The organism is Arcicella rigui (genome assembly GCF_034929435.1).
GTDB lineage: Bacteria > Bacteroidota > Bacteroidia > Cytophagales > Spirosomataceae > Arcicella > Arcicella rigui.
On sequence record NZ_JAYFUM010000029.1, the window covers coordinates 66,821 to 83,661 of the forward strand.

The window sequence follows — 16,841 nt, forward strand, 5'->3', positions numbered from 1 at the left end:
GATATAATGAGTTTCTTTTTCATAAATTAGAAGAAAGCTGGCAAAATTTATTTGCTTTAGGCTATAAGCATTCAGCTAAAAAAATGTTCGTTTTAGAAAATCCAATAGCCATCTTGCTTATCGCATACGGCTTACAGCCAAAAGCATTGCCAGATTACTTATTACATTCTACTCGGAACACTTATTCCTAATAACGCCATTGCCTTCTTAATTGTTTCCCCAACCGCACTTGAAAATATAATTCTGAATTGCTGTGCATCCAAATTGCTCTCATTGAAAATACTTACTTCATTATAAAAACGATTATAAGCCTTTGCTAAATCATAAGCATACTGAGCAATTAATGATGGCGACAGTTCACGACCTGCGTCGGCTACTCGCTGAGGATATTCACTTAATAAATAAATTACTTCACGTTCAGACTCTTGCAAGTTAGTATAATTTGTAGCATTTCCTATAATTCCTTGTTCGTGTGCTTTTCTCAGAATCGAACAAATACGAGCATGGGTATATTGAATAAATGGCCCAGTATTTCCTTGAAAATCAATAGATTCTTCTGGATTGAACAACATTCTTTTCTTAGGGTCAACTTTTAACAAGAAGTATTTCAAAGCTCCCATCGCCAAAGTATGATACAATTCTTCTGCTTCTTCTTTTGAGAAACCGTCGATTTTACCTAATTCCAAAGTACGTTCACGAGCCGTATCGGTCATTTCTTGCATTAAATCATCTGCATCAACAACTGTTCCTTCACGAGATTTCATTTTTCCAGAAGGTAAATCAACCATTCCGTAACTCAAGTGATAAGTACCGTCTGCGTATGGACGACCCAATTTTTTCAGAATTTTGAACAATACTTCAAAGTGGTAATCCTGCTCATTTCCAACCACATACACCGATTTAGACATTTTAAAATCGTTGTATTTCAAATCTGCCGTACCAATATCTTGGGTAATATATACCGAAGTACCGTCTTTACGAAGTACCAATTTTTGGTCAAGTCCCTCATCAGTTAAATCAATCCAAACCGAAGTATCTTCTTTTTGAAAGAAAACACCAGATTTTAAACCTTCTTCAACTGATTTTTTACCCAATAAATAAGTATTCGATTCACGATAGATTTTATCAAAACTTACGCCCATTTTTTGGTAAGTTTGGTTGAAACCAGCAAAAACCCAATCGTTCATTTTGTTCCAAAGTGCCAAAGTTTCAGCATCGCCTTCTTCCCATTTCAACAACATTTCTTGAGCTTCAACCAAAAGTGGAGCTTGTTTTTTGGCATCATCTTCCGACAAACCTGTGGCTTTCAAAGCTTCAATTTCTACTTTATAATGCTTGTCGAATTCTACGTAATATTTCCCAACCAAGTGGTCACCTTTCAATCCTGACGACTCTGGCGTTTCACCATTGCCAAATTTTTGATAGGCCAACATCGACTTACAAATATGGATTCCACGGTCGTTTACCAAATTGGCTTTTACTACTTCATAACCATTTGCCGCTAAAATCTGAGACACCGAAAAGCCCAAGAAATTATTACGCAAATGTCCTAAGTGCAAAGGTTTATTCGTGTTTGGCGAAGAGTACTCCACCATTACCACTTCGTTTTTATCAGCTAATTGTCCAAACTTTTTATCTTTCAAAATAGCATTGAACAGAGCAATCCAAGCCTTATCGTCGATAGAAATATTTAAAAATCCTTGTACAACATTAAAGCCACTTACCACACCCGAATTGGCAACCAAGTAATTACCAATCGCATTCCCCAACTCGACTGGCGATTTACGCAAAGCCTTTATATATGGAAAAACCACAAAAGTATATGAGCCTTCAAAATCTTTACGAGTGGGTTGAAGAGCGATATTGGTTTCTTCAACATTAAATTCAGCTTTCAAAGCCGCTGCGATGTGGTCTTGTAATATTTTTTCTAAATTCATTTAATTGTTTTTTATGCTGACTATCTGTCCTCAAATCATAAAATTTGATGGATTCGATAAGTGTTTCTATTTTTTATAAACTTCTTTTCTATTGTAAAATTCGTTCAAAAACCAAGGAAGCTTCTTCTTTAGCTTCATTTTTCCGAGATTTCGCTTCTAAGCCATCTAAAAAATCTTCTACTTCTTCTCTATGGATTTTAAGGTCAATAACTACTGCAGTTTTTAAACCTTTATCGTTGGTCAAATAATTAATTCCTTTCATCTGCTAATTATTTTTGTTGAGATTCAATCGTATTTGCTTTACATGCTCGGCATTCATTTTGGTTAATTTCGCAATTACTTCGTCATCAAAACCTTCGGCAATTGCATTCTCTACAAACTTTATATTTTGTTTTTGCATAGCGATTGCCTCTGCTAAACTTACTTTATCTTGAACAATCCTTTGTAGGTTTTCTTCGATTTCTTTCAAACGTAAGGCTGCCGTTTCGCCTCCAGCTTCAATTTCTTCTTTCAACGATTTTAGCGATTGCATTTCACTTGCTTTATAATGCAAATAATCAATATAACGATTATAAGTATATTGGTCTGCATCTGTTAGCCTCATAATATCCAATACTTCACCCGCTTCTTTTAAACCTTTGGCTTTGAACTCATCTTTTACTTCACTATTCTTTAAAAAATAAATCCATTCGTCTAAAGTATCTTTGGCTATATCATTAAAATTATTCACTTTAATAATGTAGAATTCTGGAAAAATATCAGAAACATTAGCTTTTGAAAAGGCATTTTTTTGTCTTTCAGAAAGAGTTAAAATATCTTTTTCGTGAAGTCCTTTAAAAATAGTAGCACCTTTATAAACATAATCTTCGCCTTGACCTAAATCAAAATAGACAATATTGATAGAAATCACCTTTTTCACTTCTGAATAAGCTTGTCCAACCGATAGATTTTCAGTTAAAACCTTAGAAGCTCCATAAGCCATTCGATGAAAAAAATCTATTTCATAATTATTTTGAATTTCGACAATAATGAGTTCGTTCTTAGCATTTTGTGTAAGAATATCAACTCTATTAAATTTATCATCCTCTGTTTGTTGATTTCCTTCACTTTCTAAAATTTGAGTAATACGAATATCATCAAAGAGTAGTTCGCTCAGAAACCCCTCTAAGACACCAAAATTAGCTTTGTTTCTCAAAAGCTTTTTTACAGCCCAATCGAATCTAATTAATTTCTTACCCATTTTATAATAGAGATAGTTCAGAATATGATAATTTTCTACAAAGTTAGCCAATTTTATCTTGAGTAAACATCGGATTTTGTAACTTGTTATTCTAAATGTATCTAAGCTATGAAGTATCTGCCAACTAAACTAATTGCTCTTTCAAACCTGATAAGCCGTCTGCTTACAGTGAGTTTTTTTGTTTTTTCCTTGAGCCTCTCTCCTACTTTTGCTCAATTAAACCAAGTTGCTCAAATAGAAATTCCAAGAAATACGAAACTTCAAGAAAGAATTTCGGTGCTTCCACTCGGCAATGAAGGAATGTTGATGACCATTGAAAGAGATGTGTATTACAGCCGAGATGAACCTCAATGGACTTTTTATAGATACGATACCAATTTCAAAGAAATTTGGAATAATACTTTCAGAATTGATGATGAATTCGTTTTCCAACAATCATTCAAAAATAAACATTATTTGTTTTGGCTTTTTGCTGTTCCGCAAACTACAAAAATCAATATCGTTCGGATAGATTTTGAAAGAGGAGAAATTGATGAATTTAAAGGCGATTTATTGAGCGAAATCGACATTACTTCCTTTAAAGTACTCAGCAATACGGCTTTTATTGGCGGTTTATTTTTTGAAAAACCCGTAATAAATTCTTTTTCATTTTTTAATTTAAAATCAAAAGTACTGCACGGATTGTTTAGTAACAATCAAGAAATCAGCAGTTTAGAAGTAGATGAAAACCATGCTGAATTTCATGTATTTGTCAAAGAAAGAATCAAAGGCAAATGCGGATTGGCATTGCAAACTTACTCTACCGAAGGCAAAAGCCTAAGAACCATTCACTTACCCGAAAACGCTGAAAGCAATACGTTTATGAATGGTAAAATGTTGCCTTTGAATGAAAACGAAACCTTTTTGGTAGGCAATTTTGCCAATAATTGCTCGGAATACGCCAAAGGTTTGTACCTAACACAGCTTGAAAATGGAGTTGAAAAAAACACAAGTATCATCAATTTTTCAGACTTGAAAAATTTCTTTAGCTATATGTCGCCCAAGCGTCAGGAGAGGATTAAAGAGAAAATTGAACAGAAAAAGAGAGAAGGAAAAGACCCCAATCTCAGCTATAAATTATTGGCACATGACTTAATTGCTACTGAAAAAGGAGCAGTACTGGTAGCGGAGATTTACTATACTTTTTCAAGAAATCCAAGTAATTATTATACTATCAACTCTGCCCGCCCCAACCGTCGAGAGTTACAAGAAGACTATCGTTTTACCCATACTGTCATTTGTGAATTCAATAAAGAAGGAAAAATTTTATGGGATAACTCGGTGGTAATGGACAATTTAGAAAGTTTAGACCTGATACAACAAGTACAAGTTTCGCAATTACAAAACCGATGGCTATTGGCGTATTTGAAAAAGGGAAGAGTATTTATCCAAGAAGTGCAAGACGGAGAATTGTTGGGAGAAAAAGAAGAATATGAAATCAAAATCGACAGCACAACTTCCAGACCCGACGAAGACGCTAACGTAGCCGCTTGGTACGAACAAAACTTTCTTGTTTGGGGAGTAAAAAAAGAAGAATCAAAGCAGTCGGAAGATTATTTAAAAGAAGTATTTTATATCCGAAAACTCAATTATTCGTCTTCAAACAAAAGTAAAAATCCCAAATGAAGTCCTGAAATGTTGCAACTGAGCCATAATCAAACCAAAGCAAGAACCAACAGCGAAGGTTTTTAATTACCTTTGTGAAAAAAATTGATATGTACCACGACGCCCTTCAACATTTAAGAAAAGGAAATACGCTTCTTTATCCTTCTGATACCATTTGGGGTTTAGGATGCGATTCACGCAACGAAAAAGCCGTTGAAAAACTTTATCAACTCAAGCAAAGACCTGACAATAAGGCGTTTATTATTTTAATCTCAAAAATAGAACAACTTTCAGAATACGTAACAGAAGTACCAGAAATTGCTTGGAATTTGGTAGAATTTGCCGAAAAACCCCTGACGGTGATATATCCAAACGGAAAAAATCTTGCACCAAATTTATTGGGAGAAGATGGTTCAATTGCCATTCGTTTGGTGAAAGATGAATTTTGTAAAGGCTTAGTTTACAAATTTGAAAGAGCGATTGTTTCTACTTCGGCAAATCTTTCGGGTGATGTTTCTCCACAAAAATTTGAAGATATTTCTCCGAAAATTATTGAAAATGTGGATTATATTTTGAAGAATCCTAAAGGAGAAAATAAAAATGCACAACCCTCGCAAATTGTAAAATTGGGGCTTGGTGGTGATTTTAAATTCATCAGAAAATAATAAATTAAAGATGTTGTAGCGAAAAATAGGCTTCAACACAAAAACATGAATTTCGCAGAAACTTTACATACAAATCCGATTTTTAAAATTGTTGCGGATTCCGCAAAAACATTAAATGTGCCTGCTTATGTAGTAGGTGGATTTGTGCGTGACCTTATTTTAAATCGACCATCCAAAGATATTGACATCGTTTGTGTAGGTTCGGGCATTGAATTAGCAGAATTAGTTGCCAAAAACTCTGGCAGAGAAGATACTTACCTTTCCGTTTTCAAGAATTTTGGAACGGCAATGATCAAATTAGACGATTGGGAAGTAGAATTTGTAGGAGCAAGAAAAGAATCTTATCAACGTGATTCACGCAAACCCATCGTTGAAGATGGCACTTTGGAAGACGACCAAAATCGTAGAGATTTCACCATTAATGCGATGGCGATTTCTTTGAACGACAATAATTTTGGCGAACTCATCGACCCTTTTGACGGCTTGGCTGACATTCGTAGAAAAATCATCAAAACGCCTTTAGAACCAAGTATTACCTTTTCGGACGACCCGCTCAGAATGATGCGTGCCATTCGTTTTGCTACGCAACTCAATTTTGACATTCATCCAGATACTTTTGATGCCCTTATCAAAGAAAAAGAACGCATCGAAATTATTTCAAAAGAACGAATTACAGACGAATTGAATAAAATTATTTTGGCAAAAAAGCCCTCCTATGGCTTTTTATTGCTGGATTCTTGCGGATTATTAGCAAAGATTTTCCCTGAATTTGTAAAACTTAAAGGAGTAGAAACCGAAGAAGGCAAAGGACACAAAGATAATTTTTATCATACTTTACAAGTATTAGACAACGCTTCTACCAAAACTGATGATTTATGGATTCGTTGGGCGGCAATTTTACACGATATTGCCAAACCAGCCACTAAACGTTTTGATAAAAAACGAGGTTGGACTTTCCACGGACATGAAGAAATGGGAGCAAAATGGGTAAAAGGAATTTTCACAGAAATGCGTTTGCCTTTGAACGAAAAAATGCGTTTTGTGAGAAAATTGGTGCGTTTACACTTACGTCCAATCGCACTCTCGAAAGAAGCCATTACAGATTCAGCACTCAGACGTTTACTTTACGAAGCAGGAGAAGATTTAGAAGGTTTGATGATACTTTGTCGAGCAGATATTACTTCTAAAAACGGTGAAAAAGTAAAAAAATACCTCCGCAATTTCGACATCGTAGAACAGAAATTAAAAGAAGTAGAAGAAAGCGACAAATTACGCCAATTTCAGCCAGTGGTAACAGGTGAAATCATCATGGAATTATTTGGCATAAAACCATCCAAAGAAGTAGGCTTGATAAAAGTAGCCGTTCGTGAAGCCATTTTAGAAGGACAAATCGAAAATACTTTAGAGTCAGGTATCCCTTTTGTATTGGCAGAAGGAGCAAAATTAGGTTTGGTGGCGGTTGAGAAATAGCCACCAAACCAAAATTCATCATAAGCAAAGACACCTTTTCTACATGAAATTTTTATATTGTTGAAAAAAATATCAACAATGAACCACAACGACTCTCGACGCAAATTTCTCCAAACTACTGCTTTGGCTGGAACTGCACTATTGATCCCTGATGCTCTTTGGGCAAGTAAAGCTTCCCAAAAAAATATTGGCTTACAATTATATTCTGTCCGTGACGACATGAAGAAAGACCCTTTGGCTACGCTAAAAGCGGTTGCCGAAATGGGCTATAAAAATGTAGAACATGCCAATTATATCAACCACAAATTTTATGGCTACGAGCCAAAAGAATTTCGTAAAATCATTGATGATTTAGGGCTTTCGATGCGAAGTGGACACGTGGTAATGAAAGGTGAAGACTGGGACGCTACCAAACAAGATTTTACCGATTCTTGGAAGCAAACCGTAGAAGATGCCGCCATTCTTGGACAAAAATATTTAATCAGTCCGTGGTTGGATATTAGTCTCCGCAGAAATTTTGAAGACTGCAAACGCTTTATGGAAGTATTCAACAAAGCAGGTGAATTATGTTTGAAATCAGGCTTGAAGTTTGGCTATCATAACCATGATTTTGAATTTAGTCTTCGTCTGACGAGCGTAAAAGTCTATGACATCATCATGCAATACACCGACCCTAAATTGGTGGCACAACAATTAGACATTGGTAATATGTACGGCGGTGGTGGTCGCCCGATGGAATTGTTGAAACAATATCCAGGTCGTTTTGAATTGATGCACGTAAAAGACGAAGTAAAAGGCGAACACGAACCTTGGGAAAGCTCTATGCTTGGCAAAGGAATAATGAATGTTGCCGATGTATTAAAAGAAGCGGCTAAAACGGCAGGAACAACCGAGTACATCATCGAACAAGAATCTTATCAAGGACATACTCCACTTGAATCTATGAAATATGATTTAGAATGGATTAAGAAAGTGAAGTTTTAGTGAGATATTAGTTTTAAATTATGAATTATGAATTGAGGCAGTAAAGCTTTAATGAGATATGAGATTTTAATTATGAATTATGAATTGAGGCGGTGAAAATTGTCTTATTCATAATTCATTTTTTTTCTATGCTATTTCAACGTACAATAACGTAAGATTGAATAGGCATAAAGTAAAATGCAATCGCCATAACGTAAGATTGAATAGGCATAACGCTAAATGCAAATGCCATAACGCCAGATGAAATAGACATAACGCTAAACGCAAATGCTCATAATTAAGATTGAAGGGGCATAACGCTAAATGAAAAGGCTCTATGTCCGTGGCTGGTCTCCCGACCAGTCCACGTTTACCTCGTGGCAATGTGGACTGGTCAGGAGACCAGCCACGGATGCAAGTGCTTTTACCACACTCAATTCATAATTAAAATCTAATAATTACCCCTACTTTTTCCCTCGCACAGCCTTCGCAATGGCTACCCATTTTTCTTCTGAAACTTCGTTTAAATCTGAAAATTCTCCTGCTCCCATTAGCCATTCTCCGCCATCAATGGTTATTACTTCGCCATTGATATATGCCGAAAATTCTGACATTACGTAGGCTGCCAAATTGGCTAATTCTTGATGCTCTCCTACTCTTTTCAAAGGAATTCTATTTTCGGGGGCTAATTTATTTGCCAGCTCCTCTCCCATTGCTTCCGCAGGGAAAAGCCTTTCCCAAGCACCTTCCGTAGGAAATGGGCCGGGTGCAATGGCATTGAAACGGATGCCGTACTTAGCTCCCCACTCTACTGCCAAAGAGCGTGTCAGAGCCAAAACCCCAGCTTTTGCCGTTGCCGATGGCACAACATAAGCCGAACCCGTCCAAGCATAAGTAGTAACGATAGACATTACTGTTCCTTTGATTTTTTGCTCAATCCAGTATTTACCGAAGGCTAAACTAAAATTATATGTTCCTTTCAGCACAATGTCCACCACTACATCAAAAGCCTTGTGCGAAAGTTTTTCAGTCGGACTAATAAAATTTCCTGCCGCATTATTCACCAAACCATGTACTGCCCCAAAATGCTCGACGGAAGTTTTTAATACATTTTCGACCTCTTCATAATTCCTTGCATCGCAGGCAATAGGCAATACTTTCCCTCCTGTTTCGGCAATCAGTTCGGCGGCGGTTTCTTCCAAAACATTGAGTTTTCTGGAAGCAATCACCACGTTTGCTCCTAATTGTAGAAAGTACTTCGACATCGACCGCCCCAAACCAGTACCTCCGCCTGTTACCACGATTGTCTTACCAGCTAATGCTCCGTCTCTTAACATGGGTTCGTTGAAATTCATAATGTTTAATTTTTGAAAGATTCCAAGATTAAATATTTATAATGCAATATGAATTAAATAAAATTATTATGCAAGCATACTTTTATAGAAACAAAAAATAAAACCCCACAAACCAGAATCGGTTTTGTGGGGTTTTATCAAAAGCTATGTTCTGTACAGAATCAGCTTTTAAAAATTATTTACCAGCAACTAAAGTTACATCTAAAGTAAATACATCGTCGATAGCTTTGTCACCGATTGATTCGAAGAATTTCTTAGAACCATATCTAACGTTGAATTCAGTTCTGTCAACTGGAATAGAAGCAGTTGCAGTAGTTTTTCCACCAGCAACAGTAATTTTTGCAGGGAAAGTGATTGATTTAGTAACACCGTGTAAAGTTAAATCACCAGTGATGTTTGAACCAGCAACTTTAGTGATTTTGAAAGTAGTAGTTGGGAATTTTTCTACTTCAAAGAAATCACCAGTAGTGATGTGTCCGATGAATTTTTTGTTGTATTCTGCATCAGTGATGTCAGTACAAACGATAGATTTCATGTCGATTACAAAGCTACCACCTGTTACTTTAGCACCTGAAGTGATTAAAGAACCAGAAGAGATAGCGATTGTTCCTTCGTGCTGACCAGTTACTTTTTTAGCTAACCAATGGATTTTACTTTCTTTAGTATCTACTGCTAAAGTTGTTGCTTTTTTAGCAGATGGAGTACCAGCGATTGCAGTGTTTACAAACAAAGCAGCTACTAAAATTCCTAAAATAGACTTAATAGTTTTCATGTGTGAATTTACTTTATTGTTTAATTATTAAATTTGATTATGTTGTTTTTCGCATTTTATCCAGCAAATCACTGAGTTGATTGGCTTCGGCTTCACTTAAGCCATAAAGCTTTTCTTCCCAAAATTTCTGCATTGAATCCAATTCAGCCAAAACATCCAAGCCTTTTTGAGTAATAAGTATATCCACGGCACGGCGGTCGTTCGGGCATTCATGTCGAACCACAAGGTCTTTTAGTAATAACTTATCGACTAATCTGGAAGCATTAGACATTTTATCTAACATCCTTTCGATAATACCAATTACTGTGATGGGTTTTGGATAATGTCCTCTCAGAATCCGAAGCACATTATACTGCTGAAGTGTTAAATCGTAAGGTTTTAACACTTCCATTTGCAACCCTGCAAGCCAATTGTTCGTATAAACAATATTAACGACTGCTTTTTCGTGGGCCGACTTAAAACTCGATTGCTTTATGTCTTGTTCTATACTCATAACTTAAATGTGATACAAATTTAATGTAAAAACATTTAATGTCAATACATTAAATTGTTAATTTTTTGTTAATACAATTAAACAACTATAAATCAGATAATTACAAATTGAAACTATTTAGGATTTTCTCACTTTGTTAAGTAAATCATTCAGAATACTGAGTTCTTCTTCGGACAAAGTAGCTATTTTTTGCTCCCGATGATTCATTTGACATTCTACTTCTTTAATCAAATTTAGCCCTTCATTGGTAAGTAAAATGTCTTTTGAACGTCTATCTGAACTTGATTTTACTTTAATCACCAAGCCTTTTTCCAAAAGTTTATCAATGAGTCTGGAAACATTCGACATTTTGTCGAGCATTCTTTCAATGATAAAATTAATTGAAACAGCATTCGGGTAATTCGCTGAAAGTATTTTCAAGACGAAATATTGTTTTTCAGAAAGATTATAAGGTTTTAAGATTTTAGAGTAATTGTTGAGCAACCAACTATCCGTGTACATTAAGTTTACAGCAACTTTTTGATACACATTTTTGAAAGATTTTTGCTTAATATCGTTTTCGATAGACATGCGTATAAAGTCGTTTAGGTAAGGTCTTATTGGCTACAAATATATTATTCAACAAACTGAAATTAGGAAATTCAGAAACCGAAATTCCAATTTTATGGAATAATGAGTAATATCTTATTTAAAAGGCACTATTTCAGGGGCGGCAATATCAAAATCTCGCAAACGTAAATTATAAGTATCGCTAAAAGCAGCATTAAGTGTTTGCACATTGGGTAAATTAGGAAAGTATGAAAACTTAATTTGGAAAGTACTGAAAGTGAGATTTTCGTTACGAAGCCTAATCCCCAAACCTACCCCTGTATAAGGTAATTTATTGAGTAAAAATTCATTTTTGGGAGTCACAAAGGCAAAGTCTGTTTGAAAAAATGGTGCCATTCTAAAGCCTAAAAAGTTAATTCTTGAGAAAAACACAATCTGATAAGACACACCCAATTTCTTTGTTCCCCAAAGTCTATCGCTGTTTACGTCTAAAATGCCATTTTCTCGGTTTACATTAATGAATTCGCCAGTATAGCGATTTGTACCGAAGGCATAACGTAAATTCACGAAATGACGTACTTGTGTCCGACGGCGAAAAGTGTGTAGAGTACTAAAATAATTGGATTCAATGCTCAGTCCAGTTGTACCATTAGAGTACGCACCCATGTTTACTAAACCATAAAGATAGCCTGCTTTGCCGATGTATTCGCCTTTGGCAAATTTCAAACCTGCATACCAACGATTCCCGAAGGCATCAGAGTTTTCAAGTCCCGTTACGAAACTTGCCAAATAACCATAGGGAACGTCTTCGGTGAGTCCGAATCCGTAAATCAACACATCTCTTTTATACTTTCGATTTGAAAAACCAAGACCGACTAAATAATTTCGCTGATTTCTAAATAATTGATTGGTATCGGCACTTACTTGTGGTCTTTGCTGATAATTAATGTCTGAAAACCTAATTCCGATAATAAACCTTGAACGACTTTGTGCTTCTTCGCTTAGAAAGTGTACTCGGTAAGCCCTTGCTATCCAAAAATCTACTAAACTACTTTTGATGGGAAAACGAAATTCTGTGCTGTCATTTTGTTTGAAAGTAGTGCCATCGTAAGCTCTGAAAGTCATCAATCGGTTATAATCTTTACTGACCAACAAACCGCCTGCTACTTTCATTTCGGGCGTGAGGAAAGGTCTGGAAAAACGTAAAGCATAATGAGAAGAGTTTCTAAAATGCTCAAATTCAGCTTGCCCAGTCACGAAAGAACGACCAATATAAGGAATGGTATAATTACTTCTATACTCCAAGGCAGGACGCTCAAGAGTATTCATAAAAAAGGTATTCGTCCACGAATGCCCCCAACCTCTGAAATTTGCTTGTCGGACTCTGAGGGAGAAATTATTTAAACTGCTGGCTTCGCCGTCAGCAATGAGTGACCAAATATCTTGTGTAAGTACCAGTAAATCAACCAAATTAGGAAACTCTGGCACAGGAATCACCAAGATACGAGCATCATGCAAAATTGTACTTTGACGCATCAGACGCTCGTTGTCTCTGAGTCTATCTACATCAATAATATCGCCTACATTAAACATCAAAAAAGATTTACGAATAATACTTTCTTGTGTATTAGCATGAAAAGCACTTACAAATCTTTCTAAATTATTGGCTTTACGAGTAGTATCGGCAATGGTTTCGCCAAAAACACGGAGGCGTTTCACATAAATTTTTCGGATTACTTTCCCTTCGTACTCTTTGAAAGGGTCATCTTCGATTTGTACAATTTCGTCCCCGGCGGTTGTAGCATTATACACGTCTCGAAAGAGTACATCATGAATTTTACGAAGAAGTTTATGTTTGGAGAATTTTTGTTTAAGATTAGTAAAAATCAAGCTGTCTTTTTCAGATTTCATGCTGACAGGTGCAGGAGTAATTTGTTGAAGACTGTCTTTATCCTGAGCCTTCACGACAGACAAAAAACTACAAAATAGTAAAACACACATCAAGAAAAACTTCTTCATGGCATGATTCACTGAATTTGAGTAATTTTGTCTAATTCTTTTCATTATCTCTTAATTTTCCAGACCAAAATAATGCTTCAATTAACTAAACCGCTCATTTTAGCTTCCAACTCGCCACGTCGTCAGCAACTTTTAAGAGACGCAGGTTTTGAGTTTTCTGTAAGGGTAAAAGATACAGACGAAGATTTTCCGAGTACGATGCCCCCTTCGGAAGTACCTGCGTTTTTAGCACAAAAAAAAGCAGAAGCATTCAGACAAGACCTTGATAATCAAATCATTCTTACTGCCGATACGATTGTGGTGGTTGATAACGAAATCCTAAATAAGCCTAAAGATGCTTCCGAAGCAAGTATGATGCTAAAAAAATTATCGGGTCGTCAGCATCAAGTAATTACGGGTGTATGTGTAATGACAAAGGAAAGTACGGAAACTTTCATTGATATAGCTAATGTATTCTTCAGAGAACTAACGAAGCAAGAAATTGAATATTACATCCAAACCTGCAAGCCCTTTGATAAAGCTGGCTCGTATGGGGTTCAAGATTTTATCGGGATGGTTGGTATTCCTCGTATGGAAGGCTCGTATTTTACTGTGATGGGCTTGCCCGTTCACCGAGTTTACGATGCACTAAAGCCCTATTTTACGATTGAAACCTAAGACATTTCACTCAAACTTCAATCCAGTAAATTGCTCTTTCACGCTGATAGGCTGTTTACTGGATTTTATCATTTTTGTCTAAAAATAAATTCACTTATTTATATTTTTAGAGAATAGATTCATTCAAACAAAAATACAAATCACTGACGTTCAATTACTTAAATCCAAAACTCTTCATTCAACATTCAACACTTGTACTTATACCTGTATAGCACTCTACCGAAGGTTTGGGCTAATTATTCTATCTTCGATTTTCCATTAACCAACCTTTCTTAAACAATATGAAAAAACTTTTATTATTATTCGTCCTTTGCTGGTCGATTGGGTTTTCCGTACTTGGGCAAGCTGTAAAAACAACGCCTGCTCTTCCGAGTGGCGACCAAGAAATTACCATTACTTTCGACCTCAAACTTGCCAAAGATGCACGAGCAAAAGGGCTTTTGGGAAAAACCTCAGATGTATATTTGTGGTCGGGAGCTGGAGCTTCGGACACGGGAGATGCCTTTCAGTTTCAGCCTGCTGGACAAACTAATTTCGCCGTTCCTTTTGAAAAAGGTAAAATGACTTCGTTAGGAAACGACCAATGGAGTATTAAACTAAAGCCAAGAGATTACTTTGCCGTGCCTGCTTCGTTTCCAATAAAAAAAATGGGGGTACTGCTCAAAAGTGGTGACGGGAAAGCTCAAACCGAAGACTTTATCATTACGCTTTACGATACCAAACTGAACGTTACTTTTTTACAACCGCAAGAAAAAAAGTTCTTTGCTGCCGCTGCGAGTACCATTCCAGTATTGGCGGTTGCTTCACAAAAAGCTAATTTGAGCTTGAGCATCAACGGCACAAATGTACTGACGCAAACAGATAAAGATTCTTTAAAATATACTCTTGTGATTCCGAAAAACTCAGGAGAAACACAAACTGTAAAAATTACCGCAACCACTGCTACCGAAACCGCTTCGGAAGAATTTATTGTAACTGTGAGACCCAACCCAACGATTGAAGCCTTGCCAACAGGATTGAAAGATGGCATTAATTATATTTCAGATACCAAAGTAAGTTTAGTACTTTTTGCTCCGAAAAAAGATTTTGTTTATCTCATCGGAGATTTCAACCAATGGGAATACAGTTCAAAATATTTGATGAAACGTACACCCGACGGCGAACGCTACTGGATTGAATTGGACGGACTCACCAAAGGACAAGAGTACGCTTTTCAATATTTAGTAAATGGTACTTTGCCCGTAGGCGACCCTTACGCTGAAAAAATCCTCGACCCGAATAATGACAGCTACATTCCAAGCAGTACTTATCCGAATTTAAAATCTTTGCCTTCGACAGTAAAGACGATTGCCTCTGTTTTTCAAACAGGACAAAGTACTTATACTTGGAAAACAACAAATTTCAAGCGTCCTGCTCAGGATAATTTAGTGGTGTATGAACTTCACTTGAGAGATTTCGACAGCGATGGTACTTACAAAAATGCCTTGAATCGCCTGCCGTACTTAAAATCTTTGGGCATCAATTGCATTGAATTAATGCCTGTTTCTGAATTTACAGGAAATGATTCTTGGGGATATAATCCGATTTATTACTTCGCTCCCGACAAAGCCTATGGTACAAAAGATGATTTGAAAAAATTCATTGATACTTGCCATGAAAACGGCATTGCGGTAGTATTAGATATTGTTTTCAATCAGGCAGATTACGAATTTCCTTATGTAAAAATGTATTGGGACGGCTCGCAACCTTCGGCAGATTCTCCGTTTTTCAATCAGCAAGCCACTCACCCTTTCAGTGTATTTTTTGATTTTAATCACGAAAGTACAGCTACCAGAAATTATGTAAATCGTGCGAACGAACATTGGTTGAAAGAGTATCAAATTGACGGCTACCGAGTTGATTTGGCAAAAGGTTTTACCCAAACCAATTCTTCAAATGATAGTTTCTTTAGACTTTACGACCAAAGCCGAGTAGATAATATCAAAAACTATTATAATCATATTCGCTCATTTGATAAAGATGCTTACTTTATTTTAGAATTGTTTTCGGAAGATAAAGAAGAACAAGCCTTTACAGATTTGGGTATGATGGTTTGGGCAAATCACAATGGCGATTTCAAAAATGCTGTGAAAGGCAATGGAAGCGACATCACAAGACTTTCGTACAAAGCTCGTGGCATGAAAAACGCTGGAGCAATTGGCTACATGGAAAGTCACGATGAAGAAAGAGTAGCTTATGAAGCCTTACAAAGTGGAAAATCACTACCGATTGTATTAGAAAGAATGAAAACGGCAGCGGCATTATTTTTCGCTGTTCCCGGGCCAAAAATGATTTGGCAATTCGGAGAGTTAGGCTATGATGTTTCAATCAACGAAAATGGTAGAACTGGACGCAAACCCATTCGTTGGCAATACAAAGACGACCCCGACCGCCTAAAATTATCAAAAGTTTATGCTGAATTAATTAAGCTAAAAACCACGCAGGCAGTTTTTAAAACTGCTGATTTTGAAACAGATTTAGGTGGAATTGTAAAGAAAATTATTTTAAATGCTTCAAATCAGAAAGTAATTGTAGTCGGAAATTTTGATTTTGAAGAACATTCTTCTGCGGATATTTTCCCCATTACGGGCAAATGGTACGATTTCTTTAGTAATTCAGAAATTACCGTTTCGGATTTAAAAACAAAATATACTTTGAGTGCAGGGCAGTTTCATATCCTAAGTACTTCGCCATTTCCCAAACCAGAAGCTAATTTAGTTACTTGGCAATTGTCTGAACAAAGAATTTTAGCCAACGAAAGCGAAGTAGAAGAAGGTATTAAAATATATCCCAACCCAAGTAAAGAGCAATTGAATGTTGAACTAAACAGTCTTCAAAAAGGAAATATCACCTTAAAAATCAATGATTTATTAGGAAAAACTGTTTTAGAAAATGAATCAAAAGTAATGGAAAAGGTTCATGCCATTGATGTACAGAAACTTCCACAAGGCACTTACTTGTTGAATATCACACAAGGCGACAAACAGTTTGTAAAGAAATTTGTGAAAGAATAATTTTTTGACTTGAGAGGTTGTCCA

General features: G+C 36.2%; 14 protein-coding genes. 6 read left to right on the forward strand and 8 right to left on the reverse strand.

Going from position 1 to position 16,841, the window contains the following annotated elements; translation table 11 throughout:
• Positions 1-161: 161 nt before the first annotated feature.
• From argS to VB248_RS20865, 3 genes are all read right to left on the reverse strand, one after another.
• The gene (gene argS / locus VB248_RS20855) at positions 162-1,937 is read right to left on the reverse strand and encodes an arginine--tRNA ligase (protein WP_323298772.1); all 1,776 of its coding nucleotides are present in this window, start codon (positions 1,935-1,937) and stop codon (positions 162-164) included.
• Positions 1,938-2,025: 88 nt separating this feature from the next.
• Positions 2,026-2,199: a hypothetical protein gene (locus VB248_RS20860; RefSeq protein ID WP_323298773.1), complete on the reverse strand. Its 174-nt coding sequence runs from the start codon at positions 2,197-2,199 to the stop codon at positions 2,026-2,028.
• A gap of 3 nt (positions 2,200-2,202) precedes the next feature.
• Positions 2,203-3,177, reverse strand: a complete 975-nt coding sequence (locus VB248_RS20865; RefSeq protein WP_323298774.1) for an Rpn family recombination-promoting nuclease/putative transposase — start codon at positions 3,175-3,177, stop codon at positions 2,203-2,205.
• 108 nt (positions 3,178-3,285) lie between these two features.
• Here VB248_RS20865 and VB248_RS20870 point away from each other — a divergent pair, with 108 nt between their 5' ends.
• The 4 genes from VB248_RS20870 (at position 3,286) to VB248_RS20885 (ending at position 7,940) form a co-directional block, all read left to right on the forward strand.
• On the forward strand, positions 3,286-4,842 hold the full coding sequence (locus VB248_RS20870) for a hypothetical protein (protein ID WP_323298775.1): 1,557 nt from the start codon (positions 3,286-3,288) through the stop codon (positions 4,840-4,842).
• An 89-nt stretch (positions 4,843-4,931) separates the two neighbouring features.
• A complete protein-coding gene (locus VB248_RS20875; RefSeq protein ID WP_323298776.1) occupies positions 4,932-5,486 on the forward strand; it encodes an L-threonylcarbamoyladenylate synthase in 555 nt (184 codons plus the stop codon).
• A gap of 45 nt (positions 5,487-5,531) precedes the next feature.
• Positions 5,532-6,956, forward strand: a complete 1,425-nt coding sequence (locus VB248_RS20880) for a CCA tRNA nucleotidyltransferase (protein WP_323298777.1) — start codon at positions 5,532-5,534, stop codon at positions 6,954-6,956.
• Positions 6,957-7,034: 78 nt separating this feature from the next.
• Entirely contained in the window at positions 7,035-7,940 is a 906-nt protein-coding gene (locus VB248_RS20885) for a sugar phosphate isomerase/epimerase family protein (protein ID WP_323298778.1), read from the forward strand.
• Between the two features lie 443 nt (positions 7,941-8,383).
• Here the strand turns inward: VB248_RS20885 and VB248_RS20890 are convergent, their stop codons facing one another.
• From VB248_RS20890 to VB248_RS20910, 5 genes are all read right to left on the reverse strand, one after another.
• On the reverse strand, positions 8,384-9,274 hold the full coding sequence (locus VB248_RS20890; RefSeq protein WP_323298779.1) for an SDR family oxidoreductase: 891 nt from the start codon (positions 9,272-9,274) through the stop codon (positions 8,384-8,386).
• Positions 9,275-9,449: 175 nt separating this feature from the next.
• A complete protein-coding gene (locus VB248_RS20895) occupies positions 9,450-10,046 on the reverse strand; it encodes a YceI family protein (protein ID WP_323298780.1) in 597 nt (198 codons plus the stop codon).
• Between the two features lie 37 nt (positions 10,047-10,083).
• Positions 10,084-10,539: a MarR family winged helix-turn-helix transcriptional regulator gene (locus VB248_RS20900; protein ID WP_323298781.1), complete on the reverse strand. Its 456-nt coding sequence runs from the start codon at positions 10,537-10,539 to the stop codon at positions 10,084-10,086.
• A 117-nt stretch (positions 10,540-10,656) separates the two neighbouring features.
• Entirely contained in the window at positions 10,657-11,109 is a 453-nt protein-coding gene (locus VB248_RS20905; RefSeq protein WP_323298782.1) for a MarR family winged helix-turn-helix transcriptional regulator, read from the reverse strand.
• Positions 11,110-11,223: 114 nt separating this feature from the next.
• Positions 11,224-13,152, reverse strand: a complete 1,929-nt coding sequence (locus VB248_RS20910; RefSeq protein WP_323298783.1) for a BamA/TamA family outer membrane protein — start codon at positions 13,150-13,152, stop codon at positions 11,224-11,226.
• 27 nt (positions 13,153-13,179) lie between these two features.
• Between VB248_RS20910 and VB248_RS20915 the strand changes: the two genes are divergently transcribed.
• Positions 13,180-13,764 carry a Maf family protein gene (locus VB248_RS20915; RefSeq protein WP_323298784.1) on the forward strand — a complete coding sequence of 195 codons (585 nt, stop codon included), beginning with the start codon at positions 13,180-13,182 and terminating at the stop codon, positions 13,762-13,764.
• A gap of 281 nt (positions 13,765-14,045) precedes the next feature.
• Entirely contained in the window at positions 14,046-16,817 is a 2,772-nt protein-coding gene (locus VB248_RS20920) for an alpha-amylase family glycosyl hydrolase (RefSeq protein WP_323298785.1), read from the forward strand.
• Positions 16,818-16,841: the final 24 nt, after the last annotated feature.

Coding starts and splice junctions, on each gene's coding strand:
- VB248_RS20870 (WP_323298775.1), top strand. CDS start 3,286: ATGAAGTATCTGCCAACTAAACTAATTGCTCTTTCAAACCTGATAAGC.
- VB248_RS20890 (WP_323298779.1), bottom strand. CDS start 9,274: ATGAATTTCAACGAACCCATGTTAAGAGACGGAGCATTAGCTGGTAAG.
- VB248_RS20875 (WP_323298776.1), top strand. CDS start 4,932: ATGTACCACGACGCCCTTCAACATTTAAGAAAAGGAAATACGCTTCTT.
- VB248_RS20905 (WP_323298782.1), bottom strand. CDS start 11,109: ATGTCTATCGAAAACGATATTAAGCAAAAATCTTTCAAAAATGTGTAT.
- VB248_RS20900 (WP_323298781.1), bottom strand. CDS start 10,539: ATGAGTATAGAACAAGACATAAAGCAATCGAGTTTTAAGTCGGCCCAC.
- VB248_RS20885 (WP_323298778.1), top strand. CDS start 7,035: ATGAACCACAACGACTCTCGACGCAAATTTCTCCAAACTACTGCTTTG.
- VB248_RS20915 (WP_323298784.1), top strand. CDS start 13,180: ATGCTTCAATTAACTAAACCGCTCATTTTAGCTTCCAACTCGCCACGT.
- VB248_RS20920 (WP_323298785.1), top strand. CDS start 14,046: ATGAAAAAACTTTTATTATTATTCGTCCTTTGCTGGTCGATTGGGTTT.
- VB248_RS20860 (WP_323298773.1), bottom strand. CDS start 2,199: ATGAAAGGAATTAATTATTTGACCAACGATAAAGGTTTAAAAACTGCA.
- VB248_RS20865 (WP_323298774.1), bottom strand. CDS start 3,177: ATGGGTAAGAAATTAATTAGATTCGATTGGGCTGTAAAAAAGCTTTTG.
- argS (WP_323298772.1), bottom strand. CDS start 1,937: ATGAATTTAGAAAAAATATTACAAGACCACATCGCAGCGGCTTTGAAA.
- VB248_RS20895 (WP_323298780.1), bottom strand. CDS start 10,046: ATGAAAACTATTAAGTCTATTTTAGGAATTTTAGTAGCTGCTTTGTTT.
- VB248_RS20910 (WP_323298783.1), bottom strand. CDS start 13,152: ATGAAAAGAATTAGACAAAATTACTCAAATTCAGTGAATCATGCCATG.
- VB248_RS20880 (WP_323298777.1), top strand. CDS start 5,532: ATGAATTTCGCAGAAACTTTACATACAAATCCGATTTTTAAAATTGTT.